This window comes from Roseateles koreensis (assembly GCF_028595305.1).
Classification (GTDB): domain Bacteria; phylum Pseudomonadota; class Gammaproteobacteria; order Burkholderiales; family Burkholderiaceae_C; genus Paucibacter_A; species Paucibacter_A koreensis.
In genome coordinates this window covers 285,180-302,194 of the sequence record NZ_JAQQXS010000002.1, presented here as the reverse complement: position 1 = coordinate 302,194, position 17,015 = coordinate 285,180, and the positions used below count along the sequence as shown (strand labels likewise).

Here is a 17,015-nt window from a genome sequence, read left to right as displayed (position 1 = left end):
CCCTATGGGCAACAAGGAAGCCCTGAAAGAGTTGCAGCAGCGCCTGGCGCAACGCATGCAACAAGCGCGTGAACAACAAGGCACGTCGGCCCGTTGGTTGGCCGTGGAATGTGCGGGTTATGGCCTGTTGTTCTCACTCAAACACGCAGCGGAGATCTTCACGCCCGTGCCAATGAAGCCACTGCCTTATGCCAAGCCCTGGATGGCCGGGGTGGCCAATCTGCGTGGCGGGCTGTTCACCGTGGTGGATCTGGCGGTGTTTTTGGGCCTGCGGGAGGCGCAGCCCCGCAGCGGCGACCAGCGCGCTGATCTTGGTCAGTCGCGGTTGGTGTCCCTGAATCCTGATCTGGGCAACAACTGTGCGCTGCTGGTCGATAAATTGGCCGGCTTGCGCAGCGAGGACCAATTGACGCTGGCCCCCGACGACGACGCCCTGGCGGCCGAGCGCGGTCCAAAGCCCCGTTTTGCGGGGGCGCGCATGGTGGACGCTGCAGGTCGATCGTGGCAACAAGTGCATTTGGATGCCCTTTCAAAACATGATCAGTTCCTGCAAGTTGTGGTCTGATCCCGGCGGAGCGGGCGGGTGCCTGCGCCTGGGATAAGTGCTGGGCCAAACCGTAGTTCTTTGGCCGAGGCTTGCGTGGAATCGGCGAACAATCGACAGCTAGAGGGTGAGATGAGCTTCCTGGACAAGATCAAGAACCTGGGCAAGACCGAGGCCGACAAGCGGGTCACTGCCGACGCTCTTCCGCTCAAGACCAGCGGGGCTGCAACGCCCGCTGGCACCGATACCGATCCCCACCGACTCGACAGCGGGAGCCATTCCTCCATCATTTCTGAGGCGGTACCTACTGAATTCACTTCAGGTGAATTCGGCAGTACCGCCAGCTTTTCAACCACCACTTCGGCCATGGATGTCCCCGGCCGCTCTGCTTGGGTCAAACCCAGTGCCGGGCGCCGCCAAATGTTGCTGACCGCGATGGTGGCGCTGGGCTTGATCGGCACGGCCGCCACGGTGACGCTGACCATTTTGGGCAGCACGCGCAGCGCCGCCCAGGTGCGCGCCACTGGCCAGGCGCTGATGCAGTCGCAGCGCATGGCCAAGTCGGTGACTTCTGCTCTGGTTGGCAAGCCTGAAGCCTTTGTCGAATTGCGCGAAAGTGTCAGCAATATGGCCAGCGTGGTGAAAGAACTGCGCTCGGGCGAGGGGACCCTCGCCGCGGCCACGGGCAGTGCGAAAGTCAGCCTCGACGCGATTCAGCCCCTGGTAGAACGGGCTGAGAAAAATGGCCAACTGGTTCAGTCGCAAGAAAAGGCCTTGATCGAAGTCGGCCAGGCCTTGAAGGTCATCAACAAGCAGTCGGGTGACTTGCTGGAGAGTGCCGAGTCGGTCTCGGCCGATGCCTTGCAACTGAACGCGCCTACGGCCGAGATTTCCGCCGCGGGCCAGTTGGTCATGTTGACCCAGCGCATTGGCAAGAGCGCCAATGAATTTCAGACCCAGGAGGGGGTTAGCCCCGAAGCTGTGTTTTTGCTGGGCAAGGACTTGAACTCCTTCAAGTTGATCACCGAAGCTTTGATCAACGGCAGCAGCGAATTGCGCCTCAATGGCGTGCGTGATGCCGGCTTGAAGGCCCGCTTGGTGACCCTGCTCAAGCAGTACGAGCAAACGCGCAGCCAGGCCGGAGTGATTTTGGGCAATTTGCAGGGCCTGGTGTCAGCACGTGAAGCGCAGATGAGCATCCTGGCCGACGCCGAGCCCTTGCGAAAGGGCTTGGAGCAAGTGGCGCAAGACCTGGAGTCAGCCGGCGGTGTCAGCCTTGGTTTGATCGCTTTGATGGCCGCGTCCATGGCCTTGCTGGTGGTGGGTGCCCTGGGTTTTCTGCGACTGTATGTGGCGGGCCAAACCCAGCGTGCCGCCATGGCAGAAGCCCAAAAGCAGGAGGCTGAAGCGCAGGAGCGCGAGGCCAAGCGTGTCAATGACGCCAATCAGGCCGCCATTTTGCGTTTGATGAATGAATTGCAAACAGTGGCGGAGGGCGATTTGACCCAACAGGCCACGGTGACGGAAGACATCACTGGCGCCATTGCCGACTCGGTCAACTACACCGTGGAAGAGTTGCGCAATCTGGTCAGCCAAGTCCAGACCACCGCGGCCCGGGTGACCGACACGACCGGCCAGGTTGACCAAACGTCGACCGACCTGTTGGCCGCGTCCAAAGAGCAGTTGCATGAAATTCGCTCCACTGGTGAGGCGGTGTTGCACATGGCGGGCCGCATCAATCAGGTGAGCGCCCAAGCCCAGGCCACCGCCAAGGTGGCACGCGCCTCCCGGGAGGCGGCGGAGTCAGGCCTGCAGGCCATGCAGAACAATATCAGCGGTATGAACTCCATCCGCGACCACATTCAGGAAACCTCCAAACGCATCAAACGCCTGGGCGAAAGCTCGCAGGAAATCGGCGAAATCACCGAGTTGATCTCTGACATTACCGAGCAAACCAACGTGTTGGCCTTGAATGCGGCCATCCAAGCGGCTTCAGCGGGGGAGGCCGGGCGCGGCTTCTCGGTGGTGGCCGAGGAGGTACAGCGCTTGGCCGAGCGCTCCGGCGACGCCACGCGCCGCATTGCCGCCTTGGTCAAGACCATTCAGACCGACACCCACGACGCGGTGGCAGCGATGGAGCGCTCCACGCTCGGCGTGGTGCAAGGCACGCGCCTGTCTGACGCGGCGGGCCGTGCGCTGGAAGAGATCGACAGCGTGTCCCGACAGTTGGACGGGTTGATCGCGCAGATTTCCAGCCAGGCCCTGAGCGAGGCACGCTCCGCCAACGAGGTGGCCGAGAATATTCAGCACATTTTTGCCGTCACCGAGCAGACCAGCGAGGGCACTCGCTCAACCGCTCAGATGGTGCATGAACTGTCGCGTTCCGCCGAGGCCCTGAAGGCCTCAGTGGCTCGCTTCAAGGTCGCTTGAGGCAAGGGGCAGTGATGGATCTGATGCCCAATTCCCTGGCCCGTCAAACGCGTGTCAAGCCGGAGGCGCAGGACTCTGAGTTTCCGGCCGACCTGAGCCCTTTGGCCTGGGTGCAGGAAGAGTTGCGCCGCTCGTTGGAGTCGGTGCACAAAGCGTTGCGCCGTCTGCTGCGTGATGGGGATACCCGGTCTTCAGGCTATGCCGCGCTGGCCAGCCAGGATTCGCAGCCCAGCCCGCCCTTGCAAGCCGCCGCGGCGCAACTGCATCAGGTGGCGGGGGTTTTGTCTTTGGTGGGCTTGCCGGCCGGTGCCCGCGTGCTTCAAGCTGCCGAGCGTGCGGTGGCCAACTTGGCCTCGCGCCCGGCAGACATCGATCTTGCGCGGGTTGAAATCATCGAAAAAGCCGACTTCGCGCTGCTGGCGCTGGTGTCGCGTATGTTGGCGGGGGGGGCGCCCTCGGCCGGAACGTCGAGTCTGAGCCTGTTCCCGACTTACCGTGATTTGCAGACGCTCAACGGCGCAGAGCGGGTTCATCCGGCCGATCTTTGGCAGTTTGATTGGCACTGGCAGACCTTGCCGGTGGACCCCAGCGCACATGCGGCACCGGCCAGTGAAGTGCGTGCGCCTTTTGAGGCCGCGTTGCTCAAGCAAATGCGTGAGACCCAGGCGAGTGTTGCCGCCACCTACGCCGCGCGCCTGAGCGATTTGTGCGCGGCCCTGGCTGCAGGGCTCCACGGCGCGCCGCGATCAACCACTTTGTGGCAGTTGGCTGCGGCGATGTTTCAAGCCCAGGCCCAAGGCCTGCTGCCGATCGATGCCTTCGTCAAGCGACTGGGTTCCCGCTTGCTGTCGCAGTTGCGTTCGGTTGGGCAGGGGGATGCCGGCGATGCGGAGGCGCAAGAGCGGCTCGCTCGGGATTTATTGTTCTTCTGCGCCCAGAGCCGCGCGCCGGCCGAGCCGGGTGTGGCTGGCCGCCTTGACGCGGTTCGTGCTTCTTACGGCTTGAGCGAGCGGTCTGCCGGCGACTATGAGGACGAGAGTCTGGGTCGAATTGACCCGGCATGGGTGATTCAGGCCAAGCGCCGGGTCAGTGCGGCCAAGGAGTCATGGGGCTCGGTCGCCGAGGGTGAAACCCATCGCATGGCGGGCCTGGACGAGCAATTCGCCGGGTTGGCGGAATCTCTGCAGCGGCTGTTCCCGAGTGGCGCGGTATTGGGTGAAGTGTTGCAGCGTGCCGTGGTCAGCACGGTGCGTGCGGGCAAAGCGCCACCGCCTGCTTTGGCGATGGAACTGGCGACCAGCTTGTTGTACGTGGAGGCCGCGTTGGACGAGGCGGCCTTTGACCAACCCGAGCAGGCCGAGCGCGTCAAGCGATTGGCGGCACGCGTGGGCGCGGTGGCCCGAGGCGAGGCGCCTCAGCCGCTGGAAGGCTGGATGGAAGACCTGTATCGCCGGGTCTCCGATCGGCAGACCCTGGGCAGCGTCGTGCATGAGTTGCGGGTCAGCCTGGCTGAAATAGAACGCCAGGCCGACGAATACTTCCGCGACCCAAGTCAGCGTGAACGCCTGATCCCGGTGCCCGGGCAGTTGTCCAGCATGCGCGGTGTGCTGACCGTGTTGGGCCTGGATCAGGCCGCCCTGGCCTGCGTGCGCATGCGCGACGAGGTGGACGAACTCACCAATACTGAAGTGGATGTGGCCCGCGCCGCGCCGCGCGAATTGTTTGACCGCTTGGCCAACAATCTCGGCGCGCTGGGCTTTTTGATCGACATGCTGGGCGTGCAGCCGGCCTTGGCCAAACGCATGTTTGTGTTTGACGAAGCGTCTGGCCGCTTGAGCCCGCTGATGGGCCGCAGCCGCGAGGTGGCAGAGGTGGCGGGTGCTGCGTCGATTGCGCCCGTTGAAACGGTGCCTGCACCCGCTCCCGCACGGGCGCCAGTCTCGGCGCATGCGCCCGCCGCCGCGCCACTGCCATCAGTGTCACTCGCTGCACAGGCCCGGCCTGCCGATGAACTCAAGCTTTCCTCAGGGGATGACCCTGAAATGCGCGAGATCTTCTTGGAAGAAGCCACCGAGGTGCTGGGTCAGGCCCGCGATGCCCTGAATGCGCTGCGAAAAGACGCTCACAACCGAGAACAGTTGACGGTCATGCGGCGCGCCTTTCACACCCTTAAAGGCAGCTCGCGCATGGTCGGGCTGGAGGCCTTGGGTGAAGGCGCCTGGAGTTGCGAGCAATTGTTCAACGCCCGCCTGAGCGACCCTTCGCCCACGGCGGATGCACCCTTGATCAGCTTCAGCGCCATGGCGCTGGACTACCTGGGGCACTGGTGCGATGAAATCGCGTCGGGGCAGACCGCGGCGTCAACGCCCGATCTATTGCGCCAGCAAGCCGATGCCTTGCGCTTGCCTGGCGCAACTCCGCATGTCGCGGCGGATGTTGCTGCGCTGCCCTTGGCGCCGGAAGCTGTTCCAGAGCTGGTACCTGACACCATGGCTGAGCTGACCGCTCACCCGGTGGATGAGGCCGTTAGCTCAGGCTTTGCGTCCACCGAACTGGCGGCAGATGAGCCCTTGACCGAGCTGGCTCCGCTGACTTTGAGCATCATGCCGCTGGCCGATGAGGTCGAGCCGATGCCGCGCATCACCCTCGTGCCCGATGTGCATGAGGCGCCAGTTCTGCCGGCTGTCACCGAAGCGCCGAAGCTGGATGAGGTGCTCGTGTTGGACGGCGAGTCCGGCCCTGCGGTGCTGGAAGAGTTTGCCCCAACGACGAACGAGGCGCCCGATCTTCCTTGGGTTCTGGAGTTTGCAACGCCCTTGCCGGAGGCCGGCACCGCAGAGGCGGCCGACTTTGAGCTGCCCGCCTTTGAGTTGAACCTGGAGTCGGGCGAAGTGTTTGCGCCCACGGTCTTGCCAGAGTCTGAGCTTGAGCAGATTGCAGCTACAAATGGAGATTCAGCGACCAATGAGGCCGAACTGCCTGCGTTGACTGCAGCCCAGCTGTCCGAGGCTCCGCAGATTGAACTGCCTGCGCCCGTAGGGGAGACGCATGTCGCACCGGTGCTTGAACTTGTGCGTTCAGCGCCAGACAGCGAATCCGGTGATTTGTCGGCACACACTGACGAAGACAATGTCAAAGTCATCGGCCCGATTCGGGTCAGCATCAACCTGTTCAATATCTTCCTCAACGAGGCGGACGAGCTTTCGCGTCGCTTGGCCACCAGTCTGGCTGAATGGGCGTTGGAGCTGAATGGCCCGGTCCCTGCCAACTGTGAGGCATTGGCCCATGCTTTGGCCGGCAATGCCGCAGCGGTGCAGTTTGATGATTTGTCTCAATTGGCCCGAGCGTTGGAACATGCCCTGGGCCGGGCGCAACGGACCCGCCACTACAGCGAGGAAGATGCCCAGATGTTTGTGCAGGCGGCAGACGAGGTGCGGCATCTGCTGCATCAATTTGCCGCTGGCTTCCTCAAACCGCACGATCCAGACACCGTAGCGCGCTTGCAGGCCTATCAACCCGAGCCGGATGCTGATTTCGAGCAGGAGCTGGACTCGCTGTCGATGGGGCTGGACGACGCCATCCGCCATAAGAGCGGCCAGACGAACGAGCTGGCCGTGTCAGGGTCAGACGAAGCACCGCTACCGGTGCCGGCTGCGCATGAGGATGAGGTGGAACCCGGCCTGCCCGACGCCATCGAGCCCGTGCTGTTCCCCATCTTCGATGAAGAAGCCCAAGACTTGCTGGTGCAACTGCATGGCGCTCTGCGCGCTTGGGTGGCCAACCCGCAGGACCGAGCGCAAGGTGATGCTTGCATGCGTGCCTTGCACACCTTCAAGGGCGGTGCGCGGCTGACAGGTGCCATGCGCCTGGGTGAGCAGGCACACGATCTGGAGTCTGCCGTTGAGCGCGCTCAGGCGCCTCAGGCTGGGCGCGAAACTGCAACGCCAGATGAACTGCTGAGCTTGCAGGCCGGCGGCGACGCGCTGGCGGCCAGCCTGGAGCGCTTGCGCATGGAGCTGGCCGGCAACATCTCGGCGCCCGCCCCTATGGTGTCTCCTGTCGCCGAGGTGCGGGATTTGACGCCGAATTTGAAACAAGCGGCGGCAGAACCGGTGGAGGTTCACGACGCCCCCTTGCATCAGGTTGATGCTGAGGCGTCCGGCCGCCCTGCTGATGAGCCAGCCGTTGCGGGCGCAATGGTTGCACCGCGCCAAGAAACACCGGCAGCGCGTATCGATTGGGCACGATTTGCCGAAGGCCCGCAGGACGATGGCGCCGTGGAGTCAGGCCCCACCGGTTTGCAGGCCATGGTGCGCGTGCGCGGCAGCCTGCTGGAGCGCATGGCGGCGCAAGCCGGCGAGGTCAGCATCCGTCGTACCCGGCTTGAGTCAGAGCTGGCGCAGATGAAGAGTGCTTTGCTCGATCTGGATGACAACCTGGAGCGTCTGCGCAGCCAAATGCGTGAATTGGAGCTGCAGGCCGAGGCGCAGATGGGCGCGCAGCAAGATCACCTCAGCCCCAACTCCGCGCACTTCGACCCCCTGGAATTTGACCGTTACACCCGGTTCCAGGAATTGACCAAAATGCTTTCAGAATCGGTGGGCGACGTGGCCACCGTGCAGCGCGCCCTGCAGCGCAGTGTGCAGTTGGGAGAGGATGAGTTGGCCGCTCAATCGCGGCTGACCCGTGAGTTGCAAGACGATTTGTTGCGCACCCGGATGGTTGAGTTTGAGAGCGTCTCTGAGCGCATGCACCGGGTGGTGCGCCAAGCCGCGCGAGACACTCACAAGCAGGCTCAGCTGACCGTCGTTGGCGGGCAGACCGAGCTTGACCGCAGTGTGTTGGAACGCATGGCTGGCGCGTTTGAGCATCTTTTGCGCAACAGTGTCAGCCACGGCATTGAGTCCGCTGAGGTTCGCAGCGCGGCGGGCAAACCGGCGCTGGGGCAACTGACCTTGTCGCTGCAACAAGAAGGCAACGAAGTGTTGTTGACCTTCGGCGATGACGGGGCGGGCCTCGACCTGGCACGCATTCGCCGGCGTGGCGAGCAGATGGGCTTGATCAAGTCTGACGGCCCGTCGCCCAGCGACAGCGAGTTGATGCAGTTGATCTTCACGCCGGGGTTTTCAACCGCAGCGCAGATCACCGAAACTTCGGGGCGCGGCGTGGGCATGGACGTGGTGCGGGCCGAGGTGGCCACACTGGGCGGCAGCATCGAGACCCGCTCGCAGCCCGGCCTGGGTAGCAGCTTCACCTTGCGGCTACCGCTGACCACGGCGCTCACCCAGGTGGTGATCTTGCGCTGCGGCGAGCAAACCGTGGCGGTGCCGGCGGGCTTGATGGACTCCGTTCAGCGCGTGCCGCAGGAGCAGTTGGACCAAGCCTACCTCAGCGGCAGTTTGACCATCGGTGGGCAAGAGCAGCCCTTCTACTGGTTGGGCGGGCTGTTGGGCCAAGCCGGGCGCGGGCTGTCGCATGGCAAGTCGGCGTCGGTGGTGCTGCTGCGCAATTCGCAGCAGCGCCTGGCCCTCCATGTGGACGAGGTGATGGGCAACCAGGAGGTGGTGGTCAAAAATCTTGGCCCCCAACTGAGTCGCGTGCCGGGGCTGGCTGGCATCAGCTTGCTGGCAAACGGCGAGGTGGCGCTGATCTACAACCCGCACGCCTTGGCCAGCTGGTATGGCGCGGCGGCCCAGCAGCGGCTGCGTGATTTGCAGCCGTCTCAGGCACAGTTTCAAGGTATGGCAGCGGCGCCCGAGTTGGCGGCGCCCGATCTTGCGCCTTTGGTTCTGGTTGTGGATGATTCTTTGACGGTACGCCGGGTGACCCAACGCTTGCTTGAGCGTGTGGGTTATCGCGTGCAACTCGCCAAGGATGGGCTGGACGCGATGGAGCAATTGGCAGGTGAAGAGTTGCCGGCCCTCGTGCTCAGCGACATCGAGATGCCGCGCATGGACGGCTTTGATCTGGTGCGAAATATGCGGGCCGATGAGCGCTTGGCTGCGCTGCCGGTGATCATGATCACTTCGCGCATCGCGCAGAAGCATCGCGACTACGCGCAGCAGCTAGGCGTAAATCACTATCTTGGCAAGCCCTATGACGAAGACCTGTTGCTGAAGTTGATAGCTGGTTACACTCCGATTCCTGTTCCTAACAGGGACTTGACGGCAAAAAATTGAGGCGTGCTAACGCCTGTTTACTACGGTGAATGAGTGTCGGGCCGGCAGGAAATCTGCCGGCAGATTGAGGGCAAAGGATGGGAATGGCGGGCCGATGGCGAGATTGCCGCCGGCGCCGTTTGCATGATTCGGGGTGTAACAAGGTCTCGAGAGCCTTTGTGCACTGGGGGAAAACAAGCTGCCGCCTCGTACATGGGGCAATAAAAGCATGCCGGAAGTTGTTGATCATCTGGCCGAGATGACGGGGTTTCGTGACCGCGACGTGATGGACGTCACCCTGGTGTCAGCCTTGCGCGATTTGCTGGAGCCCTTGTCCGTGGCCATTTATCGCTGTGTCGGCGATGCGGGGCAGGAGCGCTGGTTGACCCGAGCCCGATTGGAGTCGGGTGATGCCGTGGCCACCGCCGACCCGTTGTGGGCTGACCCCAGCAGCTTGCCCCTGGCGTCTGCCTTTCCACTGCGCCTCAATTGTCTGCACAGCCGTGTGATGCAGCAACAAGCACAAGGCGGGCAATGGTTGACCCTGTTCCCCATCGCCACCGACCGCGAGGTGGTGGGCGTGGTGGAGTTGCTTACGGGTGAAGCGCTCAGCCCGACCTTGCAGCGCATGGTGGGCAGTGTGTTGCGCATTTATCACAATTTCCAGGGCTTGCTCGACTACAGCGAACGCGACACGCTGACCGGCCTGCTCAATCGCAAGACCTTTGAAGACAGCTTTCTGAAGGCCGTGAGCGAGGCGCCGCTGCGTCCGGATGCCACGCCGAGCGAGGACGGCCGCCGCCATGAGGCCTTGCGGCCTCAGCACTACTTGGGCGTGATCGACATCGATCATTTCAAGCGGGTCAACGACAACTTTGGCCATTTGATTGGCGACGAAGTCCTGCTTTTGCTGTCTCGATTGATGCGAAGCAGCTTCCGCTTCCATGACCTGCTCTACCGGTTTGGCGGGGAAGAATTTGTCGCCTTGATCCGTTGCGATGATGCCGATGACGCCGCGCAGGCATTTGAACGCCTGCGCGTGAACACTGAACGTTATGTCTTTCCGCAGGTTGGGCATATCACCGTCAGCGTGGGCTTTACGCTCATCCGTGGCGGCGACTCGCCCAGTTCCGCCTTTGATCGGGCCGACAAAGCGGTGTATTTCTCCAAGCAAGCTGGGCGCAATCAAGTGCACAGTCACGCTGAACTGGTGGCAGCTGGACGTATGAAAGAGCGTGCCGAACTCAGTGCGGTTGAGTTGTTCTAAGTCCCCTGGCTGCGTGCATACGCCGCAAAGGAGTCGACTTTGCCGCGACAACACTCTTGAATTTGGGCTAGCCTGACGCCATCTGCCGTCTTCACGCACGGTAGGAGGGCTTGGAAATGGTGTTGGCTTCGCATCGACAGGGATGGCGTCTGGTGTTGGTCGCCGCAATGGTGGCAACGCTGGCGCTGAGTGCTTGCAAGACCACCCCCAAAGCGTCAGAAACCAATCACACGCAGGCGCTGGCACAGATTGAAGGCACCGCCCCGGCCGCGCCCGAGCTGAGTGACTGGGCCAAAGCCGCCGTTGCTGAGGGTGTGCAGGTCCATGACCTGGATTGGAGAGATGCCAGCCGCCAGCGCGATGTGCCCGTTCGCCTGTACTGGCCCGCCCAGGCTCAGGCGGGGCAAAAGGTGCCGCTGGTGGTGTTTTCACACGGCATTGGCAGTTCCCGGCGTGGCTACAGCTATTTGGGCGCCTATTTTGCGTCGCAAGGCTATGCGAGCCTGCATGTTCAGCACGTGGGCAGCGACCGCCAGGTGTGGATGGGCAACCCCCTGCAATTGGTGTCGCGCCTGCAAGCCGCTGCGCAAGAAGGCGAGGCGCTGAACCGGGTGGCGGACGTCAAGTTCGCCTTGGACCAACTGCTGCAAACTGAGTACGCGCCCGCCATCGACACCGAGCGCATCGCTGCCGCCGGACATTCTTACGGCGCGAACACCACACTCCTGCTGGCGGGCGCGCAGGTCGAGCGGCACGGGCACCGCCTGGACCTGCACGAACCGCGCATCAAGGCGGCGATCATCATTTCGGCACCGCCGTTTTATGGTGAACCCGAGCTGCCAAAAATCATCGGCCCCATCGCCATCCCCACCTTGCACATCACCGCCACCGACGATGTGATTCGCATTCCGGGCTACTACTCCGCCGCGCAAGATCGCCTGGACCTGTTTGAGGCGGCCAATCCCTCCGCGCCCAAGATGCTGGCCGTGTTTGAAGGCGGCTCGCACAGCATGTTCACCGACCGGGGCTTGACGGGCGGTGTCAGCTTGAATCCGCGTGCCAAGCAGGCCACCAAAGAACTGGCCGTGGCCTTCATGAATCAGGCCTTGAACGGGCAGGCCGAGGGCTTGCAGCGCTGGGGCGATCAGTACCAGGATATTTTGGCCCGCTGGCAATCGCCCTTTGGGCATTTGCCTACACCTGCCATGGCGCAAGGCCATGGCGGGCCAGTGGTCTTGACCGGGGCGAAGGCCTTGACGCTCAGTCCGGTATCGCCCGGGTCTTGACCACGGCATATCGGGCCAGTGTTTGCGCCCGAGCCTCATCGTGGCGAACGATGGGCCAGGGGTAGTCTGCACCCAGTGTCAAGCCGCAAGCTTGCAACTCCAAGGGTTTAGCCAGCCAGGGGGCGTGAACCAGCCGGTCCGGCAGGGCGCTCAAATGCGGCAGATAGCGTTTGATGAAACGCCCTTGGGCATCAAATTTTTCACTCTGCGTGACCGGATTGAAGATACGAAACCAAGGTTGGGCATCGCAGCCGCTGGATGCGGCCCATTGCCAGCCCCCGTTGTTTGCGGCGAGGTCGAAATCCAGGAGCTTCTCGGCGAAATAGCGTTCGCCGCGGCGCCAGTCCAAGCCCAGGTCCTTGACCAGAAAGCTCGCCGTCACCATGCGCAGGCGATTGTGCATATAGCCGCTGCTGTTGAGTTGCCGCATTGCCGAATCGATCAAGGGATAACCGGTACGTCCCTCGCACCAAGCGGCAAACAAGGCGTCGGCATGTGGGCCTTGCTCCCACTGGATGGCGTCGTACTCGGGGCGCCAGGCTGCCGCCATTGCGTGCGGGTGGTGGTGCATCACCTGATGGTAGAAATCTCGCCAGATCAACTCACTCAGCCAGACCTCGGCGCCGCGCACGCCCGCTTGCATGCGCGCCCAGGCTTCGCGTGCCAGTTGGCGAATTGAGATCGTGCCAAATCGCAGGTGCACGCTCAAATAACTGGGACCTTTGACGGCAGGATAGTCACGGGCTTGCGCGTAAGCGTCGATGCGGTCGAGAAAATCGACAAACAGGCGCTTGGCGCCCTCGCTGCCGCCCAACACGGCTGGATTCACGGAGTCAGGCTCGAACCCGATCTCGGTTGGCGCTGGAACACCTTGGGCCAACGGCGTGGGCGCCAAGGCCCCCTGGTAGCGGTTAACAGGGTAGGCGCGCAGGTAGAAGGCGTCCACTTTGCGGAGCCAGGCGTTTTTGTAGGGGGTGAATACGCCATACGGCTTGCCCGCGCCGGTCAGCAACTCGCTGCGCTCGAAGATGACGTGGTCTTTGAAGCTGTGCCAAGCGCATGCAAAGGTGCTCAGCCGTTGTGCAACCTGGGCGTCGCGGCGCAGCGCGGCGGGTTCATCGTCGTGGTTGGTGAACACGGCTTGTGCGGCCAGTTCCGCGGCGACCTGGGGCACCAACTCGGTGGCCCGGCCGTAGCGCACGATCAAACCGCCGCCGGGGCAGATCCGGCGAATTTGCGCATCTAGCGCGCACAAGGTGTCAAGAATGAAGCCCACACGGCGGTCATTGCGCGGCAGCGCGTCCAAGATTTCCTGGTCCAGCACGAACAGGCAAAAAACGGCCTGAGCCGACTTGCAGGCAGCGTACAGCGCGGCCTGATCCTCGACCCGCAGGTCGCGCCGAAACCAAACCAATGCACGGTCGAGACGATTCATCATGGCGTAAGTGTCGCTGACGAATAAAATGCACGCATGAGCCAAGACCGGATAGACCTCGCCAACCAATTTTTGATCGCCATGCCTGGCATGGCCGACGAGGCCTTTGCGGGCAGCGTGGTCTATATGTGCGAACACAATGAAAAAGGCGCGCTGGGCTTGGTGATCAACAAGCCCATCGCGTTGACCCTGGGCAGCTTGTTTGAAAAAGTCGAATTGAGCCCTCCGCAGGACGCATTGGCGCAGACGCCTGTGTTCTACGGCGGGCCGGTGCAAACCGAGCGCGGTTTTGTGCTGCATGAACCGCTGGACGAGAAGGGCGGGCATTACAACGCGACGTTAACGGTACCGGGTGGGCTGGAAATGACCACCAGCCGTGACGTGCTTGAAGCCTTGTCTAACGGCGCAGGCCCACGGCGCATTCTGGTCACCCTGGGTTACAGCGGTTGGGCGGCCGGCCAGCTGGAAGAAGAAATTGGCCGCAACGGTTGGCTGACCGTTGATGCCTCGCCCGAAATCATTTTCGACACCCCGATTGAATTGCGTTACGAGCGCGCCTTGGGCCTGCTGGGGGTGGACCCCCGCATGCTGAGCCAAGAGGCTGGTCACGCATGAGCCAGGCAAGCGCCCCGCTGCAATCCTTTCTGGCCTTTGATTTCGGCACCCGCCGCACCGGCGTGGCCACCGGCACACGCTTTACGCACATGGCGCAGCCGCTGCGCACGATTGCCGTCGACGGTGAAGCCCGTTTCCAAGCCATTGAAAAGCTGATCAAGGAATGGCAACCTGACGCCTTGGTGATCGGGCTACCGCGCCATCCCGACGGAGCCGAACACGAAATGACTTTGCGCGCCCGCAAGTTTGGCCGCCAGCTGAAGTCGCGTTTTCGCCTGCCGGTTTTCGAAGTGGATGAGCGCTACACCTCCGTCGAGGCTGAAAGTCATGGCGCCCGTGATGTGGACGCGGCGGCGGCGGCCTTGATTCTTGATCAATATTTTCGGGAGAACCCATGACCAACCTCTTGTTGGATGCCGAGGCTTTGTACGCCGACCTCTTGCAGGGTGTGCGCAGGCTGATGCTGCTCAAACCCGACAGTGTCCTGGTGGGCATCTGGTCGGGCGGGGCTTGGCTGGCCGAGCGCCTGCATCAAGATCTGGGCTTGCCCGGTGTTTCAGGGGTGATTTCCAGCAGCTTGCACCGGGATGACTTTGGGTCTCGGGGCATGTCGGCCAGTGCCGACCAGACGCGGCTGCCTTTTGAGGTGAACGGCCGCCCACTGATCTTGGTCGACGACGTGCTCTACACCGGCCGCACCACTCGCGCGGTGCTCAATGAGTTGTTCGACTTTGGCCGTCCCTCTAGTGTGAGCCTGGCGGTGCTGGTGGACCGCGGCGGGCGCGAGTTGCCGATCGAGCCGGTGTTTTCGGCCGCCCGCATCAATCTGGATGCCTCACACCGGCTGCGCCTGGCTAAGGGCGAGGACGGTCGTTTCAGTTTCGACGTGAAGGAGGATTGAACCCGATGCTCCCGCGTTCATTTTGTTCATCGCCCCACAGGATCCCCATGAGGGTTCTGGCGGTGGCTCGGCAGGAGGCCTAACGTGTTATCTAAACGCAATCCCCAATTGAACAAGCATGGTGAGCTGGTTCACCTGCTCTCCGTGGAAGGTCTTCCGCAGGCCATCATTCACCAGATTCTTGATACGGCGGGTACCTTTCTGTCGGTCAATGACCGTGAGGTGAAAAAGGTGCCGCTGCTGCGCGGCAAGTCGGTGTTCAATCTGTTCTTCGAGAACAGCACCCGCACCCGCACCACGTTTGAGATTGCGGCCAAGCGCCTGTCTGCTGATGTGCTGAACCTGGACATCGCTCGCTCCAGCACTGCCAAGGGCGAGACCTTGCTGGACACGGTGGCCAATTTGTCGGCTATGCATGCCGACATGTTTGTGGTGCGCCACAGCGAGAGCGGCGCGCCCTACCTGATTGCCCAGCATTGCGCGCCCCATGTGCATGTGGTGAATGCGGGGGATGGGCGTCACGCCCACCCGACGCAAGGCCTGCTGGACATGTACACAATCCGTCATTTCAAAAAAGACTTCAAGAACCTGACGGTGGCGATCGTGGGCGACATCGTGCACTCCCGCGTCGCTCGCTCTGACATTCATGCCTTGAATATCCTGGGCGTGCCCGAGATTCGCGCGGTGGGCCCCAAAACCCTGGTGCCTGGCGATCTGCGCGAGATGGGCGTGCGGGTCTGCCACGACATGGCGGAGGGCGTGAAGGGCGCTGACGTGATCATCATGCTGCGCCTGCAGAACGAACGCATGAGCGGTGCCATGTTGCCCAGCGCCGGCGAGTTCTTCAAGAACTTCGGCCTCACGCCTGAAAAGCTGCAACTGGCCAAGCCTGACGCCATCGTGATGCACCCGGGCCCCATCAACCGCGGTGTGGAGATCGCGTCTACTGTGGCGGACGGCCTGCAGAGCGTGATCCTGCCGCAGGTGACCTTTGGTATTGCTGTGCGCATGGCCGTGATGTCCATCCTTGCCGGAAACGAAGCATGAAGATCTTGATCAAGAACGGTCGTTTGATCGACCCCGCATCTGGCCTGGACCGCGTGGGTGACCTGGCCATTGCCAATGGTCGCATCGTCGCCCTGGGCGAGCCCACGGAGTTCGCTGCCGACCGCGTCATCGACGCCACCGGCCTGGTGGTAGCGCCCGGCTTGGTGGACCTCGCCGCACGCCTGCGCGAACCCGGCCATGAACATGAAGGCATGCTGGAGAGCGAACTGGCCGCCGCAGCAGCGGGCGGTGTCACCAGCCTGGTCTGCCCGCCGGACACTGACCCCGTGCTGGATGAGCCGGGCCTGGTGGAGATGCTCAAGTTCCGCGCCCGCAAGCTGAGCCGTTGCCGGCTCTTCCCGCTGGGTGCGCTGACGCGCAATCTCGACGCACAGTCCCTCACCGAAATGGCCGAATTGACGGAGGCGGGCTGCATCGGTTTCTCGCAGGCGGAAGCGCCCGTGCGCGACACGCTGGTCTTGAACCGGGCGCTGATGTACGCCGCAACCTATGGCTACACCGTCTGGTTGCGCCCGCAGGACGCTTATCTGGGCGGCGGCGTTGCGGCCAGCGGCGCAGTGGCCACCCGCCTGGGTTTGTCCGGCGTGCCGGTGGCTGCCGAGACCGTGGCGTTGCACACCATTTTCGAGTTGATGCGCAGCACGGGCGCCCGGGTGCATCTGTGCCGCATCTCCAGCGCTGCCGGTGTGGAATTGATTCGCGCCGCCAAGCGTGAGGGGCTGGCCGTGACGGCCGATGTGTCCATCAACTCCTTGCACCTGACTGATGTGGACATCGGCTATTTCAACCCGGCCATGCGCTTGACACCGCCCTTGCGACAGGGGCGTGATCGTGATGCCTTGCGCGCCGGCTTGGCCGATGGCACGCTCGACGCGCTGGTCAGCGACCACATGCCCGTTGCTGCCGATGAAAAGAACGTTCCTTTCGCAGAAGCCACGCCCGGCGCCACGGGCCTGGAGCTGTTGCTGAGCCTGGCCCTGCGCTGGGCACAGGACAGTGGGTTGTCGATGAGCCAGGGCTTGGGCGTGATCACTGCCGGGCCTGTTGGCGTGCTGGGTGAGGCCTTGGGTTCCCTGGCGGCAAGCGCCGGGCGCTTGGTGCTTGGCGGCGTGGCGGACGTGTGTGTGTTTGACGACCGCGCGCATTGGGCGGTCACGCCTGAAGCGTTGAGCAGCCAAGGCAAGCATACCCCCTTCGCCTTCGAGACCAGTGGCTTCGAGTTGCCGGCCCAGGTGCGGGCGACCGTGGTGGCCGGGCATCTGGCTTACGAGTCAGCCGGCCTGATGGCGCCGGCCGGGGCGGCAGCCTGAG

General features: G+C 63.0%; 11 protein-coding genes. 10 read left to right on the top strand and 1 reads right to left on the bottom strand.

Translation table 11 applies throughout. The features are described from left to right. Window positions 1-4: 4 nt before the first annotated feature. From PRZ01_RS03135 to PRZ01_RS03115, 5 genes are all read left to right on the top strand, one after another. Window positions 5-565 carry a chemotaxis protein CheW gene (locus PRZ01_RS03135; RefSeq protein ID WP_273595297.1) on the top strand — a complete coding sequence of 187 codons (561 nt, stop codon included), beginning with the start codon at window positions 5-7 and terminating at the stop codon, window positions 563-565. A 111-nt stretch (window positions 566-676) separates the two neighbouring features. Next, window positions 677-2,974 carry a methyl-accepting chemotaxis protein gene (locus PRZ01_RS03130; protein ID WP_273595296.1) on the top strand — a complete coding sequence of 766 codons (2,298 nt, stop codon included), beginning with the start codon at window positions 677-679 and terminating at the stop codon, window positions 2,972-2,974. A gap of 14 nt (window positions 2,975-2,988) precedes the next feature. After that, entirely contained in the window at window positions 2,989-9,153 is a 6,165-nt protein-coding gene (locus tag PRZ01_RS03125; protein ID WP_273595295.1) for a hybrid sensor histidine kinase/response regulator, read from the top strand. Between the two features lie 208 nt (window positions 9,154-9,361). Further along, entirely contained in the window at window positions 9,362-10,399 is a 1,038-nt protein-coding gene (locus PRZ01_RS03120) for a GGDEF domain-containing protein (protein WP_273595294.1), read from the top strand. Window positions 10,400-10,521: 122 nt separating this feature from the next. Next, window positions 10,522-11,685 (top strand): alpha/beta hydrolase family protein, encoded by a 1,164-nt coding sequence (locus tag PRZ01_RS03115; RefSeq protein ID WP_273595293.1) that lies wholly within the window; start codon window positions 10,522-10,524, stop codon window positions 11,683-11,685. Here PRZ01_RS03115 and PRZ01_RS03110 read toward each other — a convergent pair. Beyond that, complete coding sequence (locus PRZ01_RS03110; RefSeq protein WP_273595292.1) at window positions 11,660-13,123, bottom strand: cryptochrome/photolyase family protein; 1,464 nt, start codon at window positions 13,121-13,123, stop codon at window positions 11,660-11,662. The two genes, PRZ01_RS03115 and PRZ01_RS03110, sit on opposite strands and share 26 nt — an antisense overlap. 33 nt (window positions 13,124-13,156) lie before the next feature. On the opposite strand from PRZ01_RS03110, the gene PRZ01_RS03105 reads away from it, so the two are divergent. The 5 genes from PRZ01_RS03105 (at window position 13,157) to PRZ01_RS03085 (ending at window position 17,014) form a co-directional block, all read left to right on the top strand. Next, a complete protein-coding gene (locus PRZ01_RS03105) occupies window positions 13,157-13,735 on the top strand; it encodes a YqgE/AlgH family protein (RefSeq protein WP_273595291.1) in 579 nt (192 codons plus the stop codon). Then, window positions 13,732-14,133 carry a Holliday junction resolvase RuvX gene (ruvX, locus tag PRZ01_RS03100; protein WP_273595290.1) on the top strand — a complete coding sequence of 134 codons (402 nt, stop codon included), beginning with the start codon at window positions 13,732-13,734 and terminating at the stop codon, window positions 14,131-14,133. Before PRZ01_RS03105 ends, ruvX begins: the two co-directional genes overlap by 4 nt. After that, window positions 14,130-14,636, top strand: coding sequence for a bifunctional pyr operon transcriptional regulator/uracil phosphoribosyltransferase PyrR (gene pyrR, locus PRZ01_RS03095; protein WP_273595289.1), 507 nt, complete (start codon window positions 14,130-14,132; stop codon window positions 14,634-14,636). Before ruvX ends, pyrR begins: the two co-directional genes overlap by 4 nt. A gap of 84 nt (window positions 14,637-14,720) precedes the next feature. After that, window positions 14,721-15,683, top strand: a complete 963-nt coding sequence (locus PRZ01_RS03090; protein ID WP_273595288.1) for an aspartate carbamoyltransferase catalytic subunit — start codon at window positions 14,721-14,723, stop codon at window positions 15,681-15,683. Next, window positions 15,680-17,014 carry a dihydroorotase gene (locus PRZ01_RS03085; RefSeq protein ID WP_273595287.1) on the top strand — a complete coding sequence of 445 codons (1,335 nt, stop codon included), beginning with the start codon at window positions 15,680-15,682 and terminating at the stop codon, window positions 17,012-17,014. The genes PRZ01_RS03090 and PRZ01_RS03085 overlap by 4 nt, the downstream gene beginning before the upstream one ends. The last annotated feature ends 1 nt before the right edge of the window (window position 17,015 follow it).

Coding starts and splice junctions, on each gene's coding strand:
- pyrR (WP_273595289.1), top strand. CDS start 14,130: ATGACCAACCTCTTGTTGGATGCCGAGGCTTTGTACGCCGACCTCTTG.
- PRZ01_RS03105 (WP_273595291.1), top strand. CDS start 13,157: ATGAGCCAAGACCGGATAGACCTCGCCAACCAATTTTTGATCGCCATG.
- PRZ01_RS03085 (WP_273595287.1), top strand. CDS start 15,680: ATGAAGATCTTGATCAAGAACGGTCGTTTGATCGACCCCGCATCTGGC.
- PRZ01_RS03120 (WP_273595294.1), top strand. CDS start 9,362: ATGCCGGAAGTTGTTGATCATCTGGCCGAGATGACGGGGTTTCGTGAC.
- ruvX (WP_273595290.1), top strand. CDS start 13,732: ATGAGCCAGGCAAGCGCCCCGCTGCAATCCTTTCTGGCCTTTGATTTC.
- PRZ01_RS03125 (WP_273595295.1), top strand. CDS start 2,989: ATGGATCTGATGCCCAATTCCCTGGCCCGTCAAACGCGTGTCAAGCCG.
- PRZ01_RS03130 (WP_273595296.1), top strand. CDS start 677: ATGAGCTTCCTGGACAAGATCAAGAACCTGGGCAAGACCGAGGCCGAC.
- PRZ01_RS03135 (WP_273595297.1), top strand. CDS start 5: ATGGGCAACAAGGAAGCCCTGAAAGAGTTGCAGCAGCGCCTGGCGCAA.
- PRZ01_RS03110 (WP_273595292.1), bottom strand. CDS start 13,123: ATGATGAATCGTCTCGACCGTGCATTGGTTTGGTTTCGGCGCGACCTG.